16 protein-coding genes, 2 tRNA genes and 3 rRNA genes are annotated in these 22,521 nt (G+C 46.4%); 15 read left to right on the top strand and 6 right to left on the bottom strand.

What is annotated here, in order from left to right:
* The first annotated feature begins 196 nt into the window (after positions 1-196).
* From nudE to DYH48_RS22590, 6 genes are all read left to right on the top strand, one after another.
* Entirely contained in the window at positions 197-748 is a 552-nt protein-coding gene (nudE, locus tag DYH48_RS22565) for an ADP compounds hydrolase NudE (RefSeq protein WP_115336183.1), read from the top strand.
* A gap of 71 nt (positions 749-819) precedes the next feature.
* Complete coding sequence (gene cysQ / locus DYH48_RS22570; protein ID WP_006083628.1) at positions 820-1,632, top strand: 3'(2'),5'-bisphosphate nucleotidase CysQ; 813 nt, start codon at positions 820-822, stop codon at positions 1,630-1,632.
* A gap of 7 nt (positions 1,633-1,639) precedes the next feature.
* On the top strand, positions 1,640-2,083 hold the full coding sequence (locus DYH48_RS22575; RefSeq protein WP_115335992.1) for a GNAT family N-acetyltransferase: 444 nt from the start codon (positions 1,640-1,642) through the stop codon (positions 2,081-2,083).
* Positions 2,084-2,381: 298 nt separating this feature from the next.
* Complete coding sequence (locus DYH48_RS22580) at positions 2,382-2,993, top strand: TetR/AcrR family transcriptional regulator (RefSeq protein WP_115335993.1); 612 nt, start codon at positions 2,382-2,384, stop codon at positions 2,991-2,993.
* Positions 2,984-4,861, top strand: a complete 1,878-nt coding sequence (locus DYH48_RS22585; protein WP_115335994.1) for an MFS transporter — start codon at positions 2,984-2,986, stop codon at positions 4,859-4,861. The genes DYH48_RS22580 and DYH48_RS22585 overlap by 10 nt, the downstream gene beginning before the upstream one ends.
* Before the next feature lie 55 nt (positions 4,862-4,916).
* A complete protein-coding gene (locus tag DYH48_RS22590) occupies positions 4,917-6,230 on the top strand; it encodes a hypothetical protein (RefSeq protein WP_115335995.1) in 1,314 nt (437 codons plus the stop codon).
* 50 nt (positions 6,231-6,280) lie between these two features.
* On the opposite strand, the gene mnmH is transcribed toward DYH48_RS22590, so the two are convergent.
* The 3 genes from mnmH to DYH48_RS22605 all read right to left on the bottom strand — a co-directional run bounded on the left by mnmH (position 6,281) and on the right by DYH48_RS22605 (position 9,641).
* Entirely contained in the window at positions 6,281-7,381 is a 1,101-nt protein-coding gene (gene mnmH / locus DYH48_RS22595) for a tRNA 2-selenouridine(34) synthase MnmH (protein ID WP_063884300.1), read from the bottom strand.
* The gene (gene selD / locus DYH48_RS22600; RefSeq protein WP_063884299.1) at positions 7,381-8,439 is read right to left on the bottom strand and encodes a selenide, water dikinase SelD; all 1,059 of its coding nucleotides are present in this window, start codon (positions 8,437-8,439) and stop codon (positions 7,381-7,383) included. Before selD ends, mnmH begins: the two co-directional genes overlap by 1 nt.
* A 95-nt stretch (positions 8,440-8,534) precedes the next feature.
* Entirely contained in the window at positions 8,535-9,641 is a 1,107-nt protein-coding gene (locus DYH48_RS22605; RefSeq protein WP_115335996.1) for an acyl-CoA desaturase, read from the bottom strand.
* 144 nt (positions 9,642-9,785) lie between these two features.
* Between DYH48_RS22605 and fabR the strand changes: the two genes are divergently transcribed.
* The gene (gene fabR / locus DYH48_RS22610) at positions 9,786-10,400 is read left to right on the top strand and encodes an HTH-type transcriptional repressor FabR (RefSeq protein WP_115335997.1); all 615 of its coding nucleotides are present in this window, start codon (positions 9,786-9,788) and stop codon (positions 10,398-10,400) included.
* A 127-nt stretch (positions 10,401-10,527) separates the two neighbouring features.
* Here the strand turns inward: fabR and trmA are convergent, their stop codons facing one another.
* The gene (trmA, locus tag DYH48_RS22615) at positions 10,528-11,625 is read right to left on the bottom strand and encodes a tRNA (uridine(54)-C5)-methyltransferase TrmA (protein WP_115335998.1); all 1,098 of its coding nucleotides are present in this window, start codon (positions 11,623-11,625) and stop codon (positions 10,528-10,530) included.
* Positions 11,626-11,868: 243 nt separating this feature from the next.
* On the opposite strand from trmA, the gene murI reads away from it, so the two are divergent.
* Complete coding sequence (gene murI, locus DYH48_RS22620) at positions 11,869-12,693, top strand: glutamate racemase (protein WP_115335999.1); 825 nt, start codon at positions 11,869-11,871, stop codon at positions 12,691-12,693.
* A gap of 37 nt (positions 12,694-12,730) precedes the next feature.
* Here the strand turns inward: murI and DYH48_RS22625 are convergent, their stop codons facing one another.
* Positions 12,731-13,195, bottom strand: a complete 465-nt coding sequence (locus DYH48_RS22625; RefSeq protein ID WP_006083618.1) for an RNA-binding protein — start codon at positions 13,193-13,195, stop codon at positions 12,731-12,733.
* 659 nt (positions 13,196-13,854) lie between these two features.
* On the opposite strand from DYH48_RS22625, the gene DYH48_RS22630 reads away from it, so the two are divergent.
* From DYH48_RS22630 to birA, 7 genes are all read left to right on the top strand, one after another.
* Positions 13,855-15,399: ribosomal RNA gene (locus DYH48_RS22630) — 16S ribosomal RNA — on the top strand.
* A gap of 99 nt (positions 15,400-15,498) precedes the next feature.
* Positions 15,499-15,575: transfer RNA gene (locus DYH48_RS22635), tRNA-Ile, on the top strand.
* A gap of 137 nt (positions 15,576-15,712) precedes the next feature.
* Positions 15,713-15,788: transfer RNA gene (locus DYH48_RS22640), tRNA-Ala, on the top strand.
* Between the two features lie 362 nt (positions 15,789-16,150).
* A 23S ribosomal RNA gene (locus DYH48_RS22645) occupies positions 16,151-19,055 on the top strand.
* A gap of 136 nt (positions 19,056-19,191) precedes the next feature.
* A 5S ribosomal RNA gene (rrf, locus tag DYH48_RS22650) occupies positions 19,192-19,307 on the top strand.
* Together the 16S, 23S and 5S rRNA genes with 2 tRNA genes alongside form the textbook arrangement of a ribosomal RNA operon.
* Before the next feature lie 199 nt (positions 19,308-19,506).
* On the top strand, positions 19,507-20,532 hold the full coding sequence (gene murB / locus DYH48_RS22655) for a UDP-N-acetylmuramate dehydrogenase (RefSeq protein ID WP_115336000.1): 1,026 nt from the start codon (positions 19,507-19,509) through the stop codon (positions 20,530-20,532).
* Positions 20,525-21,484: a bifunctional biotin--[acetyl-CoA-carboxylase] ligase/biotin operon repressor BirA gene (gene birA, locus DYH48_RS22660; RefSeq protein ID WP_115336001.1), complete on the top strand. Its 960-nt coding sequence runs from the start codon at positions 20,525-20,527 to the stop codon at positions 21,482-21,484. Before murB ends, birA begins: the two co-directional genes overlap by 8 nt.
* A gap of 27 nt (positions 21,485-21,511) precedes the next feature.
* Here birA and coaA read toward each other — a convergent pair whose 3' ends face one another.
* Positions 21,512-22,462, bottom strand: a complete 951-nt coding sequence (coaA, locus tag DYH48_RS22665; protein ID WP_115336002.1) for a type I pantothenate kinase — start codon at positions 22,460-22,462, stop codon at positions 21,512-21,514.
* Positions 22,463-22,521: the final 59 nt, after the last annotated feature.

The raw sequence follows: 22,521 nt of genomic DNA on the forward strand, positions 1-22,521 counted from the left end.
TTTATAAGCTACAGAATTTTTTAGGCATACTTTGATGCAGTTCACTTAGGCTGAGCTTGGTTTGTGATGTATCTCGCAAAGAATTTACAGCTTGTCTTTAGGTGTATGCAATAAATTCAGGTTGTAGATTAAAGGCAGAATAGTAAGATTGTCACTTACCTTATTTAATTTATCGCTTTTTTATCCAGAGGCAGTTATGTCGCAGCGGCAGAATAAGCCGGAAATATTGCATACCGAAGTTGTCGCGAAAAGCCGATTATTTCAAATTGAGCAAGTGCATCTTAAGTTCTCCAATGGTGTAGAGCGCCAATATGAGCGCATGAAAGGCGGTAGTCGTGGCGCTGTGATGATAGTGCCTATTCATCAAGGGAAAATGCTACTGGCACGAGAATATGCTGCAGGAACTGATAATTACGAACTCGGTTTCCCAAAAGGTTTGATCGATCCCGGTGAGACAGCAATAGAAGCTGCTAACCGTGAATTACAGGAAGAAATTGGCTTTGGGGCGAATAAGCTCACGCTATTGAAAGAACTCAGCCTAGCTCCGGGTTATTTCTCTAGTAAGATGCAAATTTTTCTTGCAGAAGATCTGTATGAGAGTCGGCTTGAAGGTGATGAGCCTGAGCCCATTGATGTGGTGCCTTGGGCGCTCGCCGATTGGGAGGCCTTGCTCGATGATGTCGATTTTTCCGAATCCCGTAGTGTGAGCGCGTTGTTTTTAGCGCAAAAGTATATACAACTTAAATAATCTTTTTCCTTTTAAGCGTTCAAAGCTGGAACGCTTGCAAAACATTCGCGAACTTTGCGATTGGAGTTGTTATGAAGCCAGAAGAGTTGATCGACGAAGTTATTGCGATTGCGACCGATGCCGGGATAACTATCCGTGACATTTATCTCAAAGGTAATTTTGAGCGAGAAATGAAGTCTGACAATACCCCTGTCACTTCCGCTGATTTAGCGGCGAACAAGATCATTTGTGACCGATTAACTGCTTTAACGCCTGATATTCCAGTGTTATCTGAAGAGGCGGCCGACATTCCGCTGAGCGTGCGTGAATCTTGGAAACGCTATTGGTTGGTCGATCCACTCGATGGTACGGGTGAGTTTATTGCTGGCAGTGGTGATTTTTCGGTGATTATTGCACTCGTTGAGCACAATCGTCCTGTAATGGGCGTGGTGTATGTGCCTATGACGCAAGTGTGTTATTACGCGATTGCAGGTTTAGGGGCATACAAACGTACGGACAAACAGGAAGTGCGGATCAGCAGTCGCCAAATCGAGCACCGTGAAAAGGTCTCCCTAAGATTGGCCGTGAGTCGTCGTCAGGATCCTCAATCTGTATTGACCCTGTTCAACCACCCTAAACATTGCGAGCTCGTGGTGATGGGCGGCGCAGCATTAAAGAGTTGTCTTGTCGCCGAAGGTCGAGCCGATTGTTATGTGCGAGTTGGCCCAACGGGTGAGTGGGACACGGGAGCCGCGCAAATTATCGTCGAGGAAGCGGGTGGGCAGCTGATGGATACTGAGCTGCAACCGTTAACCTATAATGAGCGCGAGACGTTAGAAAACCCTAACTTTATCGTAGTGGGCGCACCCAACTTAGAGTGGGATAAGATTTTAATAGGTGAATGATTTTCGAATGCAGTCTATACGTCCGGTATTAAAGTCAGATTTATTCGCGGTTTATCAGCTTGAGCAGGCCATTTTTGGCGAACATAGCTATCCCGATTTTTTCTTCCGTCAGGGATTTGATTGTTGGCCAGAGCAATTTTTAGTTGCCGTGGATGAAGATAATCTGCTGCAAGGTTATTTGCTCTGTGCCCAGAGTGGCGATCCTAGTTCTAGGTGGATTTTATCTGTTGCAGTAAGTGAAGATTCTCGTGGAAAGGGATTAGGCAAACGTTTGATGCAGCAGTGTTTAGCTGAGTTGCCCGCCGCTGTTGAGCGGGTGTGTTTAACGGTTGACCCGAGTAATCCTGCCCATGGCTTATATCAGCATTTAGGTTTCGTTGATTCGGCTTTTGAGGCCGATTATTTTGGCGCTGGTGCAGATAGAGTGGTGATGACTTATCGCAGGCCTTAAATTCCATGGTCACTTTTAATTAAAAACACCTTTGAATTAAGAATGATTTTTAAACCTAAATAATGGACGGCGTGCTGACTGAGTGCGCCGTTTTTTATGTTATTTTGTGTGGTGTAATCCCACATATATAGTTCAGTTTTACTGAGTGAATCGATTTCGAGCGTCTATCTTTATTTATCATCCTCAATGATATCCTTCACTATTTACCCGCGACTGTACGTAAAACAAACTTATTTTGAACGTTGTTTTTTATTTTGACTGCTGTTAGTCTCTTGCTATCCAATAGGGAGTGAGAGCTATGGCTAGACGAAAAGAACACAGCCATGATGAAATTCGCGCGATGGCAATACAAGCGGCAACTGAGTTACTGACCGAGCAAGGTGTTGTCGGGCTGAGCTTGCGCAAAGTGGCCAGCCAAATTGGCTATGTCCCTAGTACCTTGATCAATATTTTCGGCAGTTACAACTATTTGCTACTGGCCGTTTCTGAGTCAACGCTTAGGACTTTACATGACAGATTAGCGGGTGTTTGCGCGGTTGACAGTTTGCGTAAAATCATTGCAATGGCGTGGGAGTATAGTCAATTCGCCCATGAACAGCGCCAAGCTTTCAAACAGGTTTTTGAGTTGCAATTACTCGATTCTGAGCCGCTGCCGCAATCACAAGGACAATTGATTACAGGGTTATTCACACTGATTGAACGTGAGTTAGCGCAGCTTTTCCCTGAGGCGACACCGGAGCAGCATCTTAGTATGAGTCGTGTGTTGTGGGGGGGGATTCATGGGCTAACTGCATTGTCCCTCGATAATAAGCTCTTTGCTGAATCGCTATCGCTGCGGGATTTACTTGAGAGCCATGTGCAGGCTTATCTACAAGGAATGGGTTACCAGAGGGAACTATCATGTTGCTAACAAAACGTTTTTTACCTTATTTTGCGACTCAGTGCCTCGGCGCCTTGAATGACAATATCTATAAAAATGTGTTGCTGCTGTTAGTGACCTTCAGTCAGGTCAAAGACTTACCCATAAGCGTCGATATGTTTGTGAATTTAGCTGCTGGGGTGTTCATCCTGCCGTTTTTTCTGTTTTCGGCCCACGCAGGTGTGGTTGCCGATAATATGGATAAGGCCAAACTTATCCGTCGATTGAAATTACTCGAAGTTATTATCATGTCCTGCGCCGCTATCGCGATAGTGAGCGAGAACTATATGATGATGTTATTACTGTTATTTTTAACAGGTAGTCAGTCGGCTTATTTCGGTCCGGTCAAATATTCCTTGTTACCCCAAGCGTTGAAAGAGGACGAGTTAGTCACAGGCAATGCGTGGGTTGAAATGGGCACTTTTCTCTCTATTCTGGTCGGCACGTTAAGTGCGGGGATCTTAGTTTCTGAAGTCAACGGTACACTTTGGGCTGCCATTACCGTCGCCGTATTGTCTTTAGCAGGATACTTGTCGAGTCGGGCTATTCCGGCTTTGCCCCCGCAGGGGACAGTGCAAAAGATTCAGTTTCGCCCACTTTCTGGTACTTGGCGCAGTATTAAAAAAGCGCGTCAAACACCTTCAATCTGGATGGCGATCCTCGCTATCAGTTGGTTTTGGTTTTTAGGCGCGACCTATCTGACTCAATTCCCTAACTTTGCCAAGCTGCATCTGCATTCTGGCGCGACTGTGGTGTCGTTATTGTTGGGCATGTTTTCCATCGGGATTGCCGTTGGCTCCTTCGTCTGTGAACGTTTTTCCTACGGTCATGTGGAACTCGGTTTGCTGCCATTTGGGGTGCTGGGATTAACTATCTTTGGTGTCGATTTGCTTTGGGCTATTCCACCTGCGCCAGTGGATGCTGGTTTTGTCTATGGATTAAAAGCCTTTATTGCCGAGTCGCAACATTATCGGGTGATGCTAGATTTCTTTATGATCGGCGTTAGCGGCGGGCTGTTCATCGTCCCCTTATACGCCTTTATTCAATCGCGTTCGGCTAAGGGTGAATGTGCTCAGGCGATTGCTGCCAATAACATTATGAACTCTCTGTTTATGGTGGCTTCGGCGCTGTTATCTATGTTGTTGCTGGGCGTAGCGGGTTGGACGATTCCGCAGTTATTCTTGTTGCTTGCCGTAATGAACTTTGTCGTTGCCCTTTATGTTTATTCGCAAGTGCCAGAATTTACTCAGCGATTTATCAGTTACTTACTTAGCCATGTTATGTACCGCGTGACTGTAACTGGCCGTGAAAAAATTCCAAAGGAAGGGGCTGGCATCATAGTCTGTAACCATGTGAGTTATGTGGATGCATTGATTATTATGGGAGCCTCGACACGGCCGATCCGCTTTGTGATGGATAAATCCATTAGCGAGATTCCTCTGCTGAAGTATGTGTTCCGCCACGCTGGGGTGATCCCTATCTGTTCGCCTAAGCAAAGTGAAGAGACCTATAATCGTGCCTTCGAGGCGATTCATGCGGCGCTCGCCAATGGCGAGTTGGTGTGTATTTTCCCGGAAGGTCGACTCACACCTGACGGTGAACTTGGCGATTTTCGTCCCGGAATCGATAAGATCTTAGCCAGAGATCCTGTGCCTGTTATTCCAATGGCATTACACGGATTATGGGGGTCTTACTTTAGCCGCAAGGGCGGACATGCCTTAGCTAAAATGCCCAAGCGTTTTTGGTCAAGGGTGTTGGTAGATATTGCGGCTCCTCAGGAAGGAGTATCCGTCAGCCGTGAAAACTTACATCATCAAGTTGCAAACCTGCTTGCCGAACGAAATAAAATTGTGATGTAATTAATATGTTTAAAAAACGTATAAAATAATAACTTATAAGCTTTGGAGTTTGGTCATGAGAAAAGGATGTTATGCCAGCGCGCTAATGTTATTGCTTGGTGGATGTGGAGGTTCAGGCGATTCAAATAATAGTGACTCAGATGGAGTTACTCCTTCATTACCTCGACTTGTTATGGATGTCGAGAGCACTGCAAATATGTGCAATGTGGTGGAGAAAAAAGCAGGTGTTGATGTTATTGTCCATCGTCGTGATGGTAGCATTCTTAGCTCTTATAAGAGTGATGCGCAAGGGCATGTTGATGTCCCTTGGTCTAGTGAGGCATCACATTTGACGGTTGCAGCGCCTGAGTTTATAAGTGGTAGTATCTCTTGGAATATCCGAACAGATCTAAACGCGAAAGCTGGTGACTATGGTATTTATCGCTTTTTTGATGAAAGATTAAATAACAGTTGTGAATGTAGCTATATCAACTTAGATGTTAGTGAGATAGCTACTGTTTATAGTAACTACAACCTTTATGTGGATAATGCTTATATAAATCCTATATTTACTGATTATCCGTTACATGTATGTAAGAGTGATAATAAATTCGCACCTGTAAACATGGTATTGATTCCGAAACAGGGTGGAGTTGCTGCCTACGCAGGAAATATTGATCCAAACGAGCTTGATCTATCACAAGTGATTCCATTGACGAGTAGTATGTTTGAAGGGGCAAATCACGAAGGTACTTTTGTTAATATTGACGTGAATAGCAGCAACTACTCTTTGCGAAGTTACTCAGAAACTGAATATGGTCGTCAAAACTGGGTTATCTGGCCGACAAAAGAAGTTCAGCTATTCCCCGAACTTTTTAATCGTAATCTAGTATCTGCATCGCAACGGATAGATCTTGGTGGAAATGATATAGGTTATTTGAGTTATACTGGATTAACCAGAAGAGCCGTGACTGATACTTCAAATAAATTAAACCTAAATTTACCATTAAATGAAAACCTAATGTTAAACGAGGTTACGCGTTTAATGGGGGTCATGGATGGTGCTGGTAATACAAGTTACGACTTCAGTTATAACTCTACCAATATGCAAGGTGTTCAGATCACATTAGGGCAAGGTAATGCTTACTGGGCTATTTCAGGCCCCTTAAAAGGCTCGATTCCTAATTTGGATTTACCTACAAACTTGCAATCCGTATTTGGTAATTCATCTGTAAGTTCGATGAGTTTTTATGTATGGGGTTATGGTGGTATGGCTGGATTATATGATTTACGTTCAGAACTCAGCAAATCGAGTCGTAGTACTAGCCCTATTCGTTCGACTAAATTCGACGACTATGACTACGAAGATATTACTATTACTGCCTACTAGTTTTTCTAAAGTATTAGCCGCACTGCTTATTGTGCGGCTAATTTTAGACTCTAGTAATAACTATCCAACCATTCGTGCATCGCTTGATGTGAGCCTTTAAAAAGAACACGTTCGGACTTGTTCTGTAATTGGTATCGGTACATAGGGTCGTAATACTTATGTAATAACAGGTTTATCCAAACTAAGTGCAGCGAAGTGTCATTCTGGTTGATTTGCTGATCGAGTGCTTGTTGCATCAAATCTTGCAGTTCTTGATGCTGCTTCCCGCCTAAACGTTTACGAATGCTCACTAAACTTTGCAATAGATAGTCGCTAAATGCCGCAAAACCCGCTTCCGGCCCTAGGCGCTCACAGAAGCCGTTATACATTTTATGCACATATTCATTGCGTAAGCGTTCGAGCCTCGCATCGTCTGACTCTTCTAGCACTAAGACATTGGCGGCTTGCATGGCATTGTAAAATGTCTGCGGCAGTGCCGAGCGCCCAATCAGGAAGCTTTCATCCTCGAGCAGTAAACAGGCTGCGTCACTCGTTTGGTGCTGTAGCAAGGCAATGGCAAGCTGATTTTCAAAGTTAATCTGCGTCGGCTGTGGGTCGATATTCTTCCCAAAGCTAGAGCCTCTATGATTGGCTATCCCTTCAAGATCAACCGCTTCTTTACGTTGCAGTAAAAAATCGGTTTTACCGCAGCCCGTCATCCCACTCAAACTCAATAACGGCTGCTGAGCTGGTGCCGCTTCAATCACGCCAATCAGATATTGGCGCATGGCCTTATAGCCACCCTGAATATAAGGGACTTCAACACCGGCTTCTTTAAGCCATTGTTGCGTGAGTTGCGAGCGTAAGCCGCCACGAAAACAATAAAGGTAGGCCTTGGGGTTGGCTTTCACATAGCTTGCCCAAGCCTCGATTCTCTGTTGCTTGATGGGACCATTAACCAGTGAATGACCCAATGCAATCGCGGCTTGCTGACCTGATTGCTTATAACAAGTGCCGACTTTTTCCCTTTCACTATCCAGCATCAAGGGTAAGTTGGTCGAGTTGGGAAACGCACCTCGAGTAAACTCTATAGGTGCTCGCACATCCATGATGGGATGTTGATTAAGGAAAATTTCCCGATATTGTTCTGCAGCGACGATCGCGTTTGGCATCAGCACAACACCACATTCGCTTCAGTGGTGGGTGTTTCCAGTGATCCAATGCAAATTGGGGCGATATGATGTGCATCGAGTAGAGCAATCAATTCGGCTTCGGCTTCGGCCGAGACGGCAACTAACAGACCACCGCTGGTTTGCGGATCGCACAAAATCGCTTTTTGATGCTCGCTGAGCTCGGGGAGATGCTCGCCATAACTGTCGTAATTTCGGTGAGTCCCGCCAGGAACGCAACCTAAGGCTAAGTAATCTAAGGCGCGTGGCAGTAACGGCACCGCATCAAATTTGAGTTTTGCCGTGAGCTTGGCACCTTGGCACATTTCGAGTAAGTGTCCCGCCAGTCCAAATCCTGTGACATCGGTCAGGGCGTTTACGCCGCTAATTTTGGCAATCGTCGTGCCTATAGTATTCAGCTGGCACATAGCATTAACCGCAATGTGACTGTCTTCATCTTGGAGTTTTTTCTGTTTCTGCGCCGTGGTTAAAATGCCAATGCCGATAGGCTTAGTGAGATATAAACGATCGCCCGCTTTAGCAGTGTCATTTTGTTTTAAGTCAGTTAACGCAATTTGTCCTGTCACTGCGAGCCCAAAAATCGGTTCAGGCGCATCTATGCTGTGGCCACCGGCGAGCATGATCCCCGCTTCCATACAGGCTTGTCTGCCGCCATCGACCACTTGTTGTGCAACTTCTGCGGGTAGCTTATTGATTGGCCAGCCTAAAATAGCGATCGCCATGATAGGTGTGCCGCCCATGGCATAAATATCGCTGATTGCATTGGTGGCAGCGATGCGGCCAAAGGTGAAGGGATCGTCAACAATCGGCATGAAAAAATCGGTAGTGCTGATGATGCCTACGTCGTCATTGAGTTTATACACTGCGGCATCGTCACGGCTCTGATTGCCGACCAACAGATTAGGATCGGTAAACACGGGTAATTGCGAGGCTAATATAGTGCTGAGCACTTTAGGGGATATCTTGCAGCCACAACCTGCACCATGACTATATTCTGTTAGTTTGATTGATTCTGGGAGTGTAACTAGGGAATCTGACATGATCTCAACAGCCTATTTAAGTGATTAAGGCATCATCATAATCAGATACGGCCACCATGCAAGGTGGCCGTATGACTTTCGGGCAGAATTGTGGCTTAGCTATAAGTTGCGGTTAGGCTGCGCCAATGTTTTTGCTGGACTAAGAAACGCGCTTTTAGCTCCTCAACTTGCTGCAATAGCTGCTGATCGACAAGTTGTTTACGCTTGGCCTCAAGCAAGGTTTTCTTTGCTTGATAGTAATCCATTAAGTGCAGCTTGAGTAATTCATACTCAGCTTGGACTTTTTCAATAATTTCATCGGCATTGGGTAAGTGCACGACTTTGTTCTTTGTCCGCAGTAGCTGCATCTGCAAGCGTGCGCTCTCGATACGTTCCTGTGGACTCGTACGCAAGTCCTTGGCTAACCCCAACCAAGATAATGACTTAATCAACCATTTGGTTGGATCGTAGTGCCACCATTTAATGCCATTACGATAGTCATTTTCGAAGATGTGATGGAAATTATGGTAGCCCTCACCGTAGGTCAGCATGGCGAGAAAGCCATTATCGCGGGCGGTGTTCTTATCGGTATAAGGCTGGCTGCCCCACACGTGCGCTAAAGAGTTGATGAAGAAAGTGCTGTGATGCACCACCACTAAACGCAGTAAACCCGCCATCAATAACATAGACAGCACGTCGCCATTTAACCAGCCGAGCAGGGCAGGCAGTCCAATGTTCATCAACAATACAAGTGCGAGGTAATGTTTGTGTTGCCACATCACGATACGGTCATTTTGCAGATCGCGCACATTTTGATAATCATGATAGCGTTGCGACTGATACTCACGCAGCATCCAACCGATATGGCTGTACCAGAATCCCATGTTGGCTGAGTACGGATCTTTGTCGTTATCATCGACGTGCTTATGGTGCACTCTGTGATCGGATGCCCAATGTAATGCACTGTTTTGCAATGCTAAAGCGCCACCGAGTGCATACATGAATCGCACAGCTGGATGGGCTTTATAGGCCTTGTGTGACCATAGTCTGTGATAACCTGCGGTGATCGACAGACCACTGGCAAAGGCTAAGACAATAAAAGCGATCCATTCACTAGCACCATAGCCGTGAACAATACCGCGCCATGGAACTAAGATCACCGCACTGAGGAAAGTGATGGCAAACAGACTGACATTAAGCCAGATGATAGGGGGTTTTTTCATTATAGGTTTCCAAAATTCGCTTTTGAGCGTACATCTGTAAGCTAATTTAGCCTAGCTATATTGTTTGGTCAAGGACGATGGGGCTGTGTTTAATGCCTAAAAGCGGTATTATCGCGTCATTACATTCAGTTAGCGGATTTAAGAATGGGTATTCGAGCACAGCAAAAAGAGAAAACTCGTCGAGCTTTAGTCGATGCGGCCTTTAATCAGCTAAGTGCTGAGCGCAGTTTCTCAAGTCTGAGTTTGCGAGAGGTTGCTCGGGAAGCCAATATTGCGCCGACATCTTTTTATCGCCATTTTAAAGATATGAACGAACTCGGTCTCACTATGGTGGACGAGGGTGGGTTAGCACTCAGGCAGATGATGCGCAAAGGCCGTCAGCGAGCCGAAGCCGGTGGCAGTGTGATCCGTATTTCTGTTGATACTTTTATGGAAGTGCTTGATTCTAATCCAAACGTATTCCGTATCTTATTGCATGAACGTTCAGGAACCTCTGCAGCGTTCCGTGCGGCGGTTGCTCGCGAAATTGAACATTTTATTTCTGAATTGGCTCACTATACCGAAGCGAAAGCGGGCCGAACTCCGTTATTAGCTCGGGCGCAGGCAGAAGCTTTAGTCACTTTGGTGTTTAACGCTGGCGCTTCCGCATTAGATATGAAACGTGCAGATCGTAAAATCCTTGCCGATCAATTAGTCATGCAATTGCGTATGATCGCCAAAGGCGCCGAGGCTTTGCAGCACAAAGTTGAGCACCGCTAACTGAGTGACCTGCACATCAGTTGCTAAAAATAATGGAGCCTGAGGCTCCATTATTTTTAGCGAATTTATGTTTGAGTTCTAGCTAAGTTTAACTGCTATGCAGTCGAGCTTAATGCATTTGAGGTGACTAACGACGCTCTAGTAGGACACCTGTTTCCATGTGATCGGTATAAGGGAACTGATCAAACAAGGCGAAGCGAGTGACTTTATGGGTTTCGTTTAGTTGCTGCAGATTGTCTTTTAAGGTTTCTGGGTTGCAGGAAATATATAAGATCCGCTCGTAACCTTGTACTAACGCCAACGTATCAGGATCAATCCCTGCGCGTGGTGGGTCGACAAAAATGGTGTTGCACACATAGCTGTCGAGATCGATACCTTCTAAACGTCTAAAGCTGCGTTTCTTCGCCATGGCATCGCTAAAGTCTTCGGCCGACATGCGAATAATCTGCAGATTCTCAATACCATTCACTTCGATATTGTATTGTGCCGCATCGACTGAAGGCTTAGCGAGTTCGGTGGCCAATACGCGATTAAAGTTTTGCGCCAGTGCGATAGAGAAGTTGCCATTACCACAGTAGAGTTCTAGTAAATCACCCTGACTGTTTTGAGTCGCATCGATAGCCCACTCCAACATTTTTACGGAAACTTTGGCATTCGGTTGAGTAAAGCTGTTCTCGATTTGCTTATATAAGAAGGTTTTATCATTCACTTGTAATGACTCGACCACAAAGTCTTTATCTAAATCGATTTTTTGCTTACGGGCACGGCCGATGATGTTGACGTTAAACTGGCTGCTTAACTTGGCTTTTAGTGCAGCCGCATCGGCGCGCCATTGGTCATCAAGCTGTCTGTGATAAAGCAAGGACACTAAGATCTCGCCGCTTAAGGTCGACAAAAAATCCACTTGGAACAGTTTATGTCTTAGACTAGGATTCGGTTTTAGTTCGGCGATTAAGGCCGACATCATTTGATTTATGAGCACGCTGGCTGGCAAGTATTGATCGCATCGCACTTTCTCATTCAATACTTTATCGAACATGTAATAGTATAAGTCGTCACCGTCATGCCACATGCGGAATTCAGCGCGCATACGGTAGTTGGCAGGCTCTGAGGCAAAAACTTCAACACTCGGTGTTTCAAATTGGGCAAAGGCTTGTTCTAGCTTGATACGCTTGTGTTCTAACTGCGTATCATAAGTCTGAGGGTCCATTGCTGCTAAGTTCATTGTTTGATTCACCGTTGCTGTAAATTGGGGCGCAAATATTATACTAGGTGACACGAATGTCCAGCATCTTGCTTTTGCTGTTTACGCAAAGCTGTGGGAAAATCCGCGCGCTTGAGTGTGATTCTATGGGTATTCTTTGAATATTTGGTTGGATTCATTCAGTCATCAAACATCGAATCAGTTAATGTTGTAATGCGTTCAATCTGTATAGCCAATTTGTTATAACCGAAACGGGAGACTCGCTTGTCGCGACCTATATTAGTGTTTGATTCTGGGATTGGTGGCCTATCCGTATTGGCTGAAATCCGCAAGAGTTTGCCCCATAGCGATTATTGTTATCTTTTCGACAATGCGAGGTTGCCCTATGGCGAGTTAGAAGAGCAGGTATTAATTGCTGGCTGTGTCGCATTAGTATGTGATCTTGTAGCTCGCACCAATGCAATGATAGTGGTCGTCGCCTGCAATACCGCGAGCACTGTTGTGCTACCGGCATTACGTGCAAACCTCAGTATTCCTGTTGTGGGCGTTGTACCCGCTATCAAACCCGCGGCACAGATGTCTAAGAGTAAACGTATTGGACTCTTGGCTACCCCTGGCACAGTTAAGCGTCATTATACCCATGAGCTCATCAGCCAATTTGCCGATGATTGCCATGTCGAACTTTTTGGTTGTTCTGAACTAGTCATGATGGCGGAACAGAAAGTGGCGACAGGTGAAATGGACATGCGCAGACTGGCAGATTTACTGGCGCCAGTCGTTGCCGCGCAATTAGATGTTCTCGTACTGGGTTGTACTCACTTCCCGATGATCAAAGCTGAATTACAACAAGTGCTCGGTGCGGGCGTAACGTTAATGGATTCTGGCGCTGCGATAGCTAAGCGAGTCGTGACTCTTTTAACGCAACAGAATCTTATTGTGGAACAGCGCAGAGTAACAAATGAGAGAGAAGCCGTTGGGGAGTCAGCAATGCAGGCGTTCTATACTAAAGCGGAAATCAGTGAAGGCTTAACAACAACATTAATTGATTGTGGCTTTTCAACTATCGAACGAATCACCACAACCAACTAAATTTACAACGTCAAACAAAACAGTTTAAACGGCAATACTACTCGTCAGTACCAGTACGGTCGGCAGCTTCCGAATCTTGTGTTTTTGCTTCTCTTACTTTTAAGGTTCTTTCTTGGAAGCTATAGTCATTCAGTTTAACCATGGCTTTCTGAGCGCCAGACTCTGACATCTCCACAAAACCAAAACCTTTACGACGACCAGTCTTACGATCTCTGACTAAACGCACAGAGTTTACTGGGCCAAACTCACCAAACAATACTTTTACTTCACCTTCATGGACACGATAAGGCAGGTTACCTACATATAAGGTCATAGTAGGACCAACATATTGTTCTTCTGTAGCATGAGATGATGAAGTCTCTGGAACAAGTTTAAAGATAAGGCTAGTCACAATAACGCCTGCAACGAAGGCAATGTAAGCCGGCAGCGTAGGTGCAAACTGAAATAGCACAAAGGCGCCAACAATGGCGACAATCAAAACAATAAGAAATGACTTTTGCATAAGAATGCTCTCTGATGAATGGGAAATTGATAAATAACTGTTAACAGCAAGTATATGGTAATGAATTATTTACTTTTACACTAGACCATTGCTGAAATATTGAGCGTGAATTATCAATTATTAGATAAAAAAGCTGACTTATCTCTGATAAATAAGGTCTACAAGCTAAAAAATGGTCATAACGTTTAAAATATCGACGTACGATTCAATGATCGCTAAAAAGCCCTTGCGGACTTTCTCAATCTCCCTATAATGCGCATCCACTGACACGGCAGACAGCGTAACGCAAGTTAAGCAAAGAAAGCCAAGCAGTTCATCGGTTAGCGAGCTAAGCGATGAGTGTTGAGAAAGTTGAAAAAACTACTTGACGCACTAACGGGAATGCGTAGAATACGCAGCCCTGACCCGCTGAAAACTCAGTGTGTGGTCAACGCTCTTTAACAATTTATCAAGCAAATCTGTGTGGACACTCACAGGTGTTGAGTTAATCGAAACTGCTTAACCTTAGGGTTGGCAGTCAAAAATTTAAATCAATGTAACAATGAGTGTTCATAGCAATATGTACAGTTTGTTTTAGCCCTTCTTTTATAAGGAGTGCGAGAAACAAAAAATCAGAATTCATTGAGCCGCTGAAGTCGCAAGACGGAAGCAAAAAACTTTAATTGAAGAGTTTGATCATGGCTCAGATTGAACGCTGGCGGCAGGCCTAACACATGCAAGTCGAGCGGCAGCGGGAAGATAGTTTACTATCTTTGCCGGCGAGCGGCGGACGGGTGAGTAATGCCTAGGGATCTGCCCAGTCGAGGGGGATAACAGTTGGAAACGACTGCTAATACCGCATACGCCCTACGGGGGAAAGGAGGGGACCTTCGGGCCTTCCGCGATTGGATGAACCTAGGTGGGATTAGCTAGTTGGTGAGGTAATGGCTCACCAAGGCGACGATCCCTAGCTGTTCTGAGAGGATGATCAGCCACACTGGGACTGAGACACGGCCCAGACTCCTACGGGAGGCAGCAGTGGGGAATATTGCACAATGGGGGAAACCCTGATGCAGCCATGCCGCGTGTGTGAAGAAGGCCTTCGGGTTGTAAAGCACTTTCAGTAGGGAGGAAAGGTAATAGTTTAATACGCTATTACTGTGACGTTACCTACAGAAGAAGGACCGGCTAACTCCGTGCCAGCAGCCGCGGTAATACGGAGGGTCCGAGCGTTAATCGGAATTACTGGGCGTAAAGCGTGCGCAGGCGGTTTGTTAAGCGAGATGTGAAAGCCCCGGGCTCAACCTGGGAATTGCATTTCGAACTGGCGAACTAGAGTCTTGTAGAGGGGGGTAGAATTCCAGGTGTAGCGGTGAAATGCGTAGAGATCTGGAGGAATACCGGTGGCGAAGGCGGCCCCCTGGACAAAGACTGACGCTCAGGCACGAAAGCGTGGGGAGCAAACAGGATTAGATACCCTGGTAGTCCACGCCGTAAACGATGTCTACTCGGAGTTTGGTGTCTTGAACACTGGGCTCTCAAGCTAACGCATTAAGTAGACCGCCTGGGGAGTACGGCCGCAAGGTTAAAACTCAAATGAATTGACGGGGGCCCGCACAAGCGGTGGAGCATGTGGTTTAATTCGATGCAACGCGAAGAACCTTACCTACTCTTGACATCCACAGAAGCCAGTAGAGATACAGGTGTGCCTTCGGGAACTGTGAGACAGGTGCTGCATGGCTGTCGTCAGCTCGTGTTGTGAAATGTTGGGTTAAGTCCCGCAACGAGCGCAACCCCTATCCTTATTTGCCAGCACGTAATGGTGGGAACTCTAGGGAGACTGCCGGTGATAAACCGGAGGAAGGTGGGGACGACGTCAAGTCATCATGGCCCTTACGAGTAGGGCTACACACGTGCTACAATGGCGAGTACAGAGGGTTGCAAAGCCGCGAGGTGGAGCTAATCTCACAAAGCTCGTCGTAGTCCGGATTGGAGTCTGCAACTCGACTCCATGAAGTCGGAATCGCTAGTAATCGTGGATCAGAATGCCACGGTGAATACGTTCCCGGGCCTTGTACACACCGCCCGTCACACCATGGGAGTGGGCTGCAAAAGAAGTGGGTAGCTTAACCTTCGGGGGGGCGCTCACCACTTTGTGGTTCATGACTGGGGTGAAGTCGTAACAAGGTAGCCCTAGGGGAACCTGGGGCTGGATCACCTCCTTACCTATACGACTAACTTAATGTTTGTTGAGTGTTCACACAGATTTGCTTGATAGAAGAAAGAGTAAAAGATAAACCTAATTAAATAGGTTCATCAAAGATGGGTCTGTAGCTCAGCTGGTTAGAGCGCACCCCTGATAAGGGTGAGGTCGGTGGTTCAAGTCCACTCTGACCCACCAATCCTTCCTTCTCAGCGTTGGAAAGTGACTCGTTTAGTAAACTAAACGTCGCCACTGTCCGCCTTGATAAGAAATGATTGGCAAACCAATCCTTTTAGAGGTTTGGAACATCTTACTTACTCGCACTGCATGTAAATGGGGCTATAGCTCAGCTGGGAGAGCGCCTGCCTTGCACGCAGGAGGTCTGCGGTTCGATCCCGCATAGCTCCACCATTTACACCTTATTCTGACTTTATTGCAAAGTAATAAGGCATATGCACTATGGATAGAGATGCCAAAGATAAACTTAAAAATTATCTTTGGCTTTTTTAAGCCCGCTCTTTAACAATTTGGAAAGCTGATAGTATTTAATTGCATGAGTCTGTCATGTAATTAATTACAAAACGTTCAATGCGAAAGCATTGAACATGAGTTCTCAAACACTTTATTAAGTGTCTTGAATATTCAAAAGTAAATTATTCTTTGCTGAATAGTTTACGTCTAAGGCGCGTCCACTTCTTTGGTCAGAAGTGAGACAAGTAAAACCAAGCTGGTCGCAATGCGACCCAGGTGAGTGAAACTCATTTGGGTTGTATGGTTAAGCGACTAAGCGTATACGGTGGATGCCTTGGCAGTCAGAGGCGATGAAGGACGTAGTAACTTGCGAAAAGCGTTGGCGAGCTAGTAACAAGCATTTGAGCTAACGATGTCCGAATGGGGGAACCCAGCAGCATAAGCTGTTATCGCAACATGAATACATAGTGTTGCGAGGCGAACCCGGGGAACTGAAACATCTAAGTACCCGGAGGAAAAGAAATCAACCGAGATTCCCCTAGTAGCGGCGAGCGAACGGGGATTAGCCCTTAAGTCAGTGGGGTGTTAGTGGAATGTGTTGGAAAGCACAGCGGCACAGGGTGATAGCCCCGTACATGAAAACTAACCATTGATGAAAACGAGTAAGGCGGGACACGTGACATCCTGTTTGAATATGGGGGGACCATCCTCCAAGGCTAAATACTCCTGACTGACCGATAGTGAACCAGTACCGTGAGGGAAAGGCGAAAAGAACCCCTGTGAGGGGAGTGAAATAGAACCTGAAACCGTATACGTACAAGCAGTGGGAGCGGTTCTTGAGACCGTGACTGCGTACCTTTTGTATAATGGGTCAGCGACTTACATTTTGTAGCGAGGTTAAGCGAATAGCGGAGCCGTAGGGAAACCGAGTGTTAACTGCGCGTTTAGTTGCAAGGTGTAGACCCGAAACCCGGTGATCTAGCCATGGGCAGGTTGAAGGTTGAGTAACATCAACTGGAGGACCGAACCGACTAATGTTGAAAAATTAGCGGATGACTTGTGGCTGGGGGTGAAAGGCCAATCAAACCGGGAGATATCTGGTTCTCCTCGAAAGCTATTTAGGTAGCGCCTCGAGCGAATACCATTGGGGGTAGAGCACTGTTAAGGCTAGGGGGTCATCCCGACTTACCAACCCTTTGCAAACTCCGAATACCAATGAGTACTACTCGGGAGACAGACGGCGGGTGCTAACGTCCGTCGTCAAAAGGGAAACAACCCAGACCGTCAGCTAAGGTCCCAAAGTACTAGCTAAGTGGGAAACGATGTGGGAAGGCTTAGACAGCTAGGATGTTGGCTTAGAAGCAGCCATCATTTAAAGAAAGCGTAATAGCTCACTAGTCGAGTCGGCCTGCGCGGAAGATGTAACGGGGCTAAGCTAGTCACCGAAGCTACGGGTGCATTTCATTAGAGATGCGCGGTAGAGGAGCGTTCTGTAAGCCGTTGAAGGTGAAGGGGTAACCCACGCTGGAGGTATCAGAAGTGCGAATGCTGACATGAGTAACGATAAAGGGGGTGAAAAACCCCCTCGCCGAAAGACCAAGGGTTCCTGTCCAACGTTAATCGGGGCAGGGTGAGTCGACCCCTAAGGTGAGGCCGAAAGGCGTAATCGATGGGAAACAGATTAATATTTCTGTACTTCCGCTAACTGCGATGGAGAGACGGAGAAGGCTAGGCTAGCGCGGCGTTGGTAGTCCGCGTTTAAGGTGGTAGGTTGATTTCTTAGGCAAATCCGGGGAATCGCACTTTAGTGTGCAGACTGAGAGCTGATGACGAGGTCCTAAGGGACTGAAGTAGTTGATGCCATGCTTCCAGGAAAATCTTCTAAGCTTCAGGTTAGTGGGAATCGTACCCCAAACCGACACAGGTGGTCGGGTAGAGAATACCAAGGCGCTTGAGAGAACTCGGCTGAAGGAACTAGGCAAAATGGTACCGTAACTTCGGGAGAAGGTACGCTCCTGTTGGTGATGAGACTTGCTCTCTAAGCTGACGGGAGTCGCAGATACCAGGTGGCTGCAACTGTTTATCAAAAACACAGCACTGTGCAAACTCGCAAGAGGAAGTATACGGTGTGACGCCTGCCCGGTGCCGGAAGGTTAATTGATTGGGTTATCGCAAGAGAAGCTCATGATCGAAGCCCCGGTAAACGGCGGCCGTAACTATAACGGTCCTAAGGTAGCGAAATTCCTTGTCGGGTAAGTTCCGACCTGCACGAATGGCGTAATGATGGCCACGCTGTCTCCAGCCGAGACTCAGTGAAGTTGAAATTGCGGTGAAGATGCCGTATACCCGCGGCTAGACGGAAAGACCCCGTGAACCTTTACTATAGCTTGGCACTGAACATTGAACCTACATGTGTAGGATAGGTGGGAGACTTTGAAGTTGTGACGCTAGTCATGATGGAGTCGTCCTTGAAATACCACCCTTGTAGTTTTGATGTTCTAACCTAGGTCCCTTATCGGGATTAGGGACAGTGCCTGGTGGGTAGTTTGACTGGGGCGGTCTCCTCCCAAAGAGTAACGGAGGAGCACGAAGGTTGGCTAAGTACGGTCGGACATCGTACGGTTAGTGCAATGGCATAAGCCAGCTTAACTGCGAGACATACACGTCGAGCAGGTACGAAAGTAGGTCATAGTGATCCGGTGGTTCTGAATGGAAGGGCCATCGCTCAACGGATAAAAGGTACTCCGGGGATAACAGGCTGATACCGCCCAAGAGTTCATATCGACGGCGGTGTTTGGCACCTCGATGTCGGCTCATCACATCCTGGGGCTGAAGTCGGTCCCAAGGGTATGGCTGTTCGCCATTTAAAGTGGTACGCGAGCTGGGTTCAGAACGTCGTGAGACAGTTCGGTCCCTATCTGCCGTGGGCGTTGGATGATTGAAGGGAGCTGCTCCTAGTACGAGAGGACCGGAGTGGACGAACCGCTGGTGTTCGGGTTGTCATGCCAATGGCATTGCCCGGTAGCTACGTTCGGAATCGATAACCGCTGAAAGCATCTAAGCGGGAAGCGAGCCCTAAGATGAGTCATCCCTAGGAATTTAATTCCTCTAAAGAGCCGTTCGAGACTAGGACGTTGATAGGCATGGTGTGTAAGCGTTGTGAGGCGTTGAGCTAACATGTACTAATGACTCGAGAGGCTTAACCATACAACCCAGATGGGTTTTACTGAAAGCCTTAGACAGAATATAGACACTTGATAAAGTTAAAGACTCAAAAAAAAATCAGCTTTCCGAATTATTATTAGCGTGAGCCAGCGATGGACACGGTAATAAACAGAATTTGCTTGGTGACAATAGCCTTGTGGAACCACCTGATCCCATCCCGAACTCAGAAGTGAAACGCAAACGCGCCGATGGTAGTGTGGGGTCTCCCCATGTGAGAGTAGGTCATCGCCAAGCGCCTAATTATCTCGTAGAGATGTAACGAAGCCAGCGAATAAGCTGGCTTTTTTGCGTCTGCAATTTGTCAATTCCAGCATGATTTTTCGCCTAAATGCCTACTCCACGATGACTATTTCATCAATACGTGTCCTCCGCGTTAGCTGCAATCCTCGCTTTTAGCAGTTACAATGTGTTTTTGTCGTCATTGATCAAACACATGTCTCTAGCTCATAGCCTTAAATCGTTTAATTCCTTTGGTTTAGCCCAGTCTTGCGCCGATCTTGTTGAGGTGCACTCAAAAGAAGCTGTTCAGGCGATGTGTTTGCCACTATGGCAACAGCAATTGCCTATGTTGGTGCTTGGTGGCGGTAGCAATCTGGTCTTCACTGAGGACTTTAACGGTACAGTTGTCAGGATTTTATCGAAGGGGATAAAAGTATCTGAAGACGGAGAAGCATTTTATCTCGAGGTTGAGGCGGGTGAGAATTGGCACGAGTTAATTCAGTTTACGCTTGAGCATGGCATGTTTGGGCTGGAAAATATGGCGTTAATTCCTGGAACGGTTGGGGCAGCACCTATCCAGAATATTGGCGCTTATGGTGTTGAACTCTGTGATGTATGTGATTGGGTTGAGTATCTTGATTTACCCTCAGGTGAGTTTGTGCGTATAAGCACTGCTGAGTGTCAATTTGCTTACCGTGAATCCATTTTCAAAGACAAATTACGCAATCTTGCCGTAGTTACAGCAGTCGGACTGCGCTTAGCTAAACGTTGGCAACCGCGTTTGGCCTATGGTCCACTGCAATCGTTTGATCCAGCAACCGTCACAGCGCGTGAAATTTTTAATCGCGTATGCCAAGTTCGCAGTGAAAAGCTCCCCGATCCTGCTGTGCTCGGCAATGCAGGCAGTTTCTTTAAAAATCCTATTGTCAGCGCGGCCTGTTATCTAGATTTAGTACAGCGTTTTCCGACGATAGTGGGTTACGCGCAAGCGGATGCGACGGTGAAATTGGCGGCAGGTTGGTTGATTGAACAAGCGGGATTGAAAGGTTTTGTGCTTGGTAATGCTGCTGTGCATGACAAACAAGCTTTGGTATTAGTGAATCGAGGCGGGGCAACGGGGCGCGATATTTGTCGCTTAGCGCTGCATGTTATTGCGCAAGTACAGGATAAATTTGGTGTTGTGCTAGAAGCTGAACCTAGAATCATGGGCGCTAACGGTGAAGGAGATTTGTATGTCTGATAATTGGGGAAGAAAACGCCAGATATTAGCGTTATTGTCTAGCGGTCAGTTTGTTTCAGGCGAGCAGTTAGCCACTGAACTTGGGATTTCACGCGCCGCAGTAAATAAGCACATTGATGCGTTAGAAGCCTATGGTGTGGCAATTTATAGCGTTAAAGGTCGCGGCTATAAGTTAGCCAATCCCATCTCTTTAATTGATGCTTCACGTTTAGTGCAGTCAATTGATAACCGCTGCTTTTATTTTGATGAGATAGCAAGTACCAACGCCTTTATGCTAAGCCATACCACTGAGCTAAAGAATGGTGACGTGTGCGTGGCAGAGTATCAATCTGCAGGTCGCGGTCGCCGAGGTCGCACTTGGGTGTCGCCCTATGGGCATCACTTGTACTTCTCATTGTTTTGGACATTCCCGCAGGGAATGGCACAGGCCATGGGATTAAGTTTAGTGGTGGCGTGCACTCTAGTTGAAGTGCTTAAATCGTTTGGGGTCGAGAATATTGGGGTTAAGTGGCCGAATGATATCTATTTGGATAACAAGAAGCTTGCCGGGATCTTAATTGAAATGTCGGGGCAGGCCGATAGCCAGTGTCAGCTGATCATTGGTGTTGGCGTCAATATGGCGATGTCTGAGGAACAAGGCAAAGGTATCGATCAGCCTTGGAGCGACCTGTCAGAGTTGGTTGATATGCCAGACAAAACAGAGCTTGTTATAGAATTACAGAAGCAGCTGAAGCGTGACATCCAGTTATTTGAGCGTGAAGGACTTCGTGCATTCAAGCTTCGTTGGCAAGCTGCGGATTTATTTTATGGACGTGAAATTCGGTTACTAATGGCTGATAACTTTGTGGATGGTATTTGTCGTGGTGTTGATGAGCAGGGCGCAGTGTTACTTGAAACCGCCGAGGGTGTTCAAGCATTTATCGGCGGTGAAATTAGCTTAAGGGCTCGTTAAGCCCCCAAGAGCCTATTTTACAGAAAACTATTTGCGCATCAGTACGTGGGACATCAAATGATCCTGACCTTTCTGTAGGATCAAATGCGCCCTTTCACGGGTCGGTTGAATATTCAACTGCAGGTTGGGACCGTTAATCGTGTCCCAGATATTAGCGGCAATGGAATTGGCTTCATCATCGGTCAGCGACGAATAGTGATGGAAATAGGATTTCTTGTCACTGAAGGCGCCAGAGCGGAATTGCAAGAAGCGTTCTTTATACCATTGCTTAAGTAACGGCTCTTCCGCATCGACATAAATAGAGAAATCGACAAAATCGGAGACAAAAGGACGACGGGTATCTACGGGCGAGTCGAGCCCAGTCTGCAATACATTCAAGCCTTCCAAAATTAAGATGTCTGGCTGAGAAACGGTTTGGTGCTGATTCTTCACTCGGTCATAGGTGACATGTGAATAGATAGGGGCTTTCACATGGGGTTGGCCAGATTTTACTGCTGAGATAAACTCAACCAGCATTTTCATATCGTAGCTTTCCGGAAATCCCTTACGTTGTAACAAGCCTTTACGCTTCAAGTCAGCCAGTGGATACAAAAAGCCATCCGTTGTGACGAGATCGACCTTAGGGTGCTCAGGCCAATGTCGTAGCAAGGCTTGCAAGATACGCGCTGTGGTACTTTTGCCGACGGCGACACTGCCGGCAATACTAATGATGTAAGGGCTTCTTGATGGTTTTTGCCCAAGGAACTCATCAACCACTAAGCCACGTTGCTGCTTAGCTTTGACAATTAAATTGAGTAGCCGGCTAAGGGGAAGGTAAATATCAGTGACTTCCGATAAGGAAATCTTCTCATTTATGCCTCTAAGGTTTTCCAAGTCTTGCTCACTCAGCGTCAGCGGCACTGAATCTCGTAACTCAGACCATTGCAGGCGCTCAAAGGCGAGATAGAGTGCTTTTTGAATTGAATTTTTAGAAGTCATTGGCTTTCCTCTGCTTAGGAAAGGCACAGTACACTATGAGATTATTCGGAACAATACTA

This window comes from Shewanella baltica (assembly GCF_900456975.1).
Classification (GTDB): domain Bacteria; phylum Pseudomonadota; class Gammaproteobacteria; order Enterobacterales; family Shewanellaceae; genus Shewanella; species Shewanella baltica.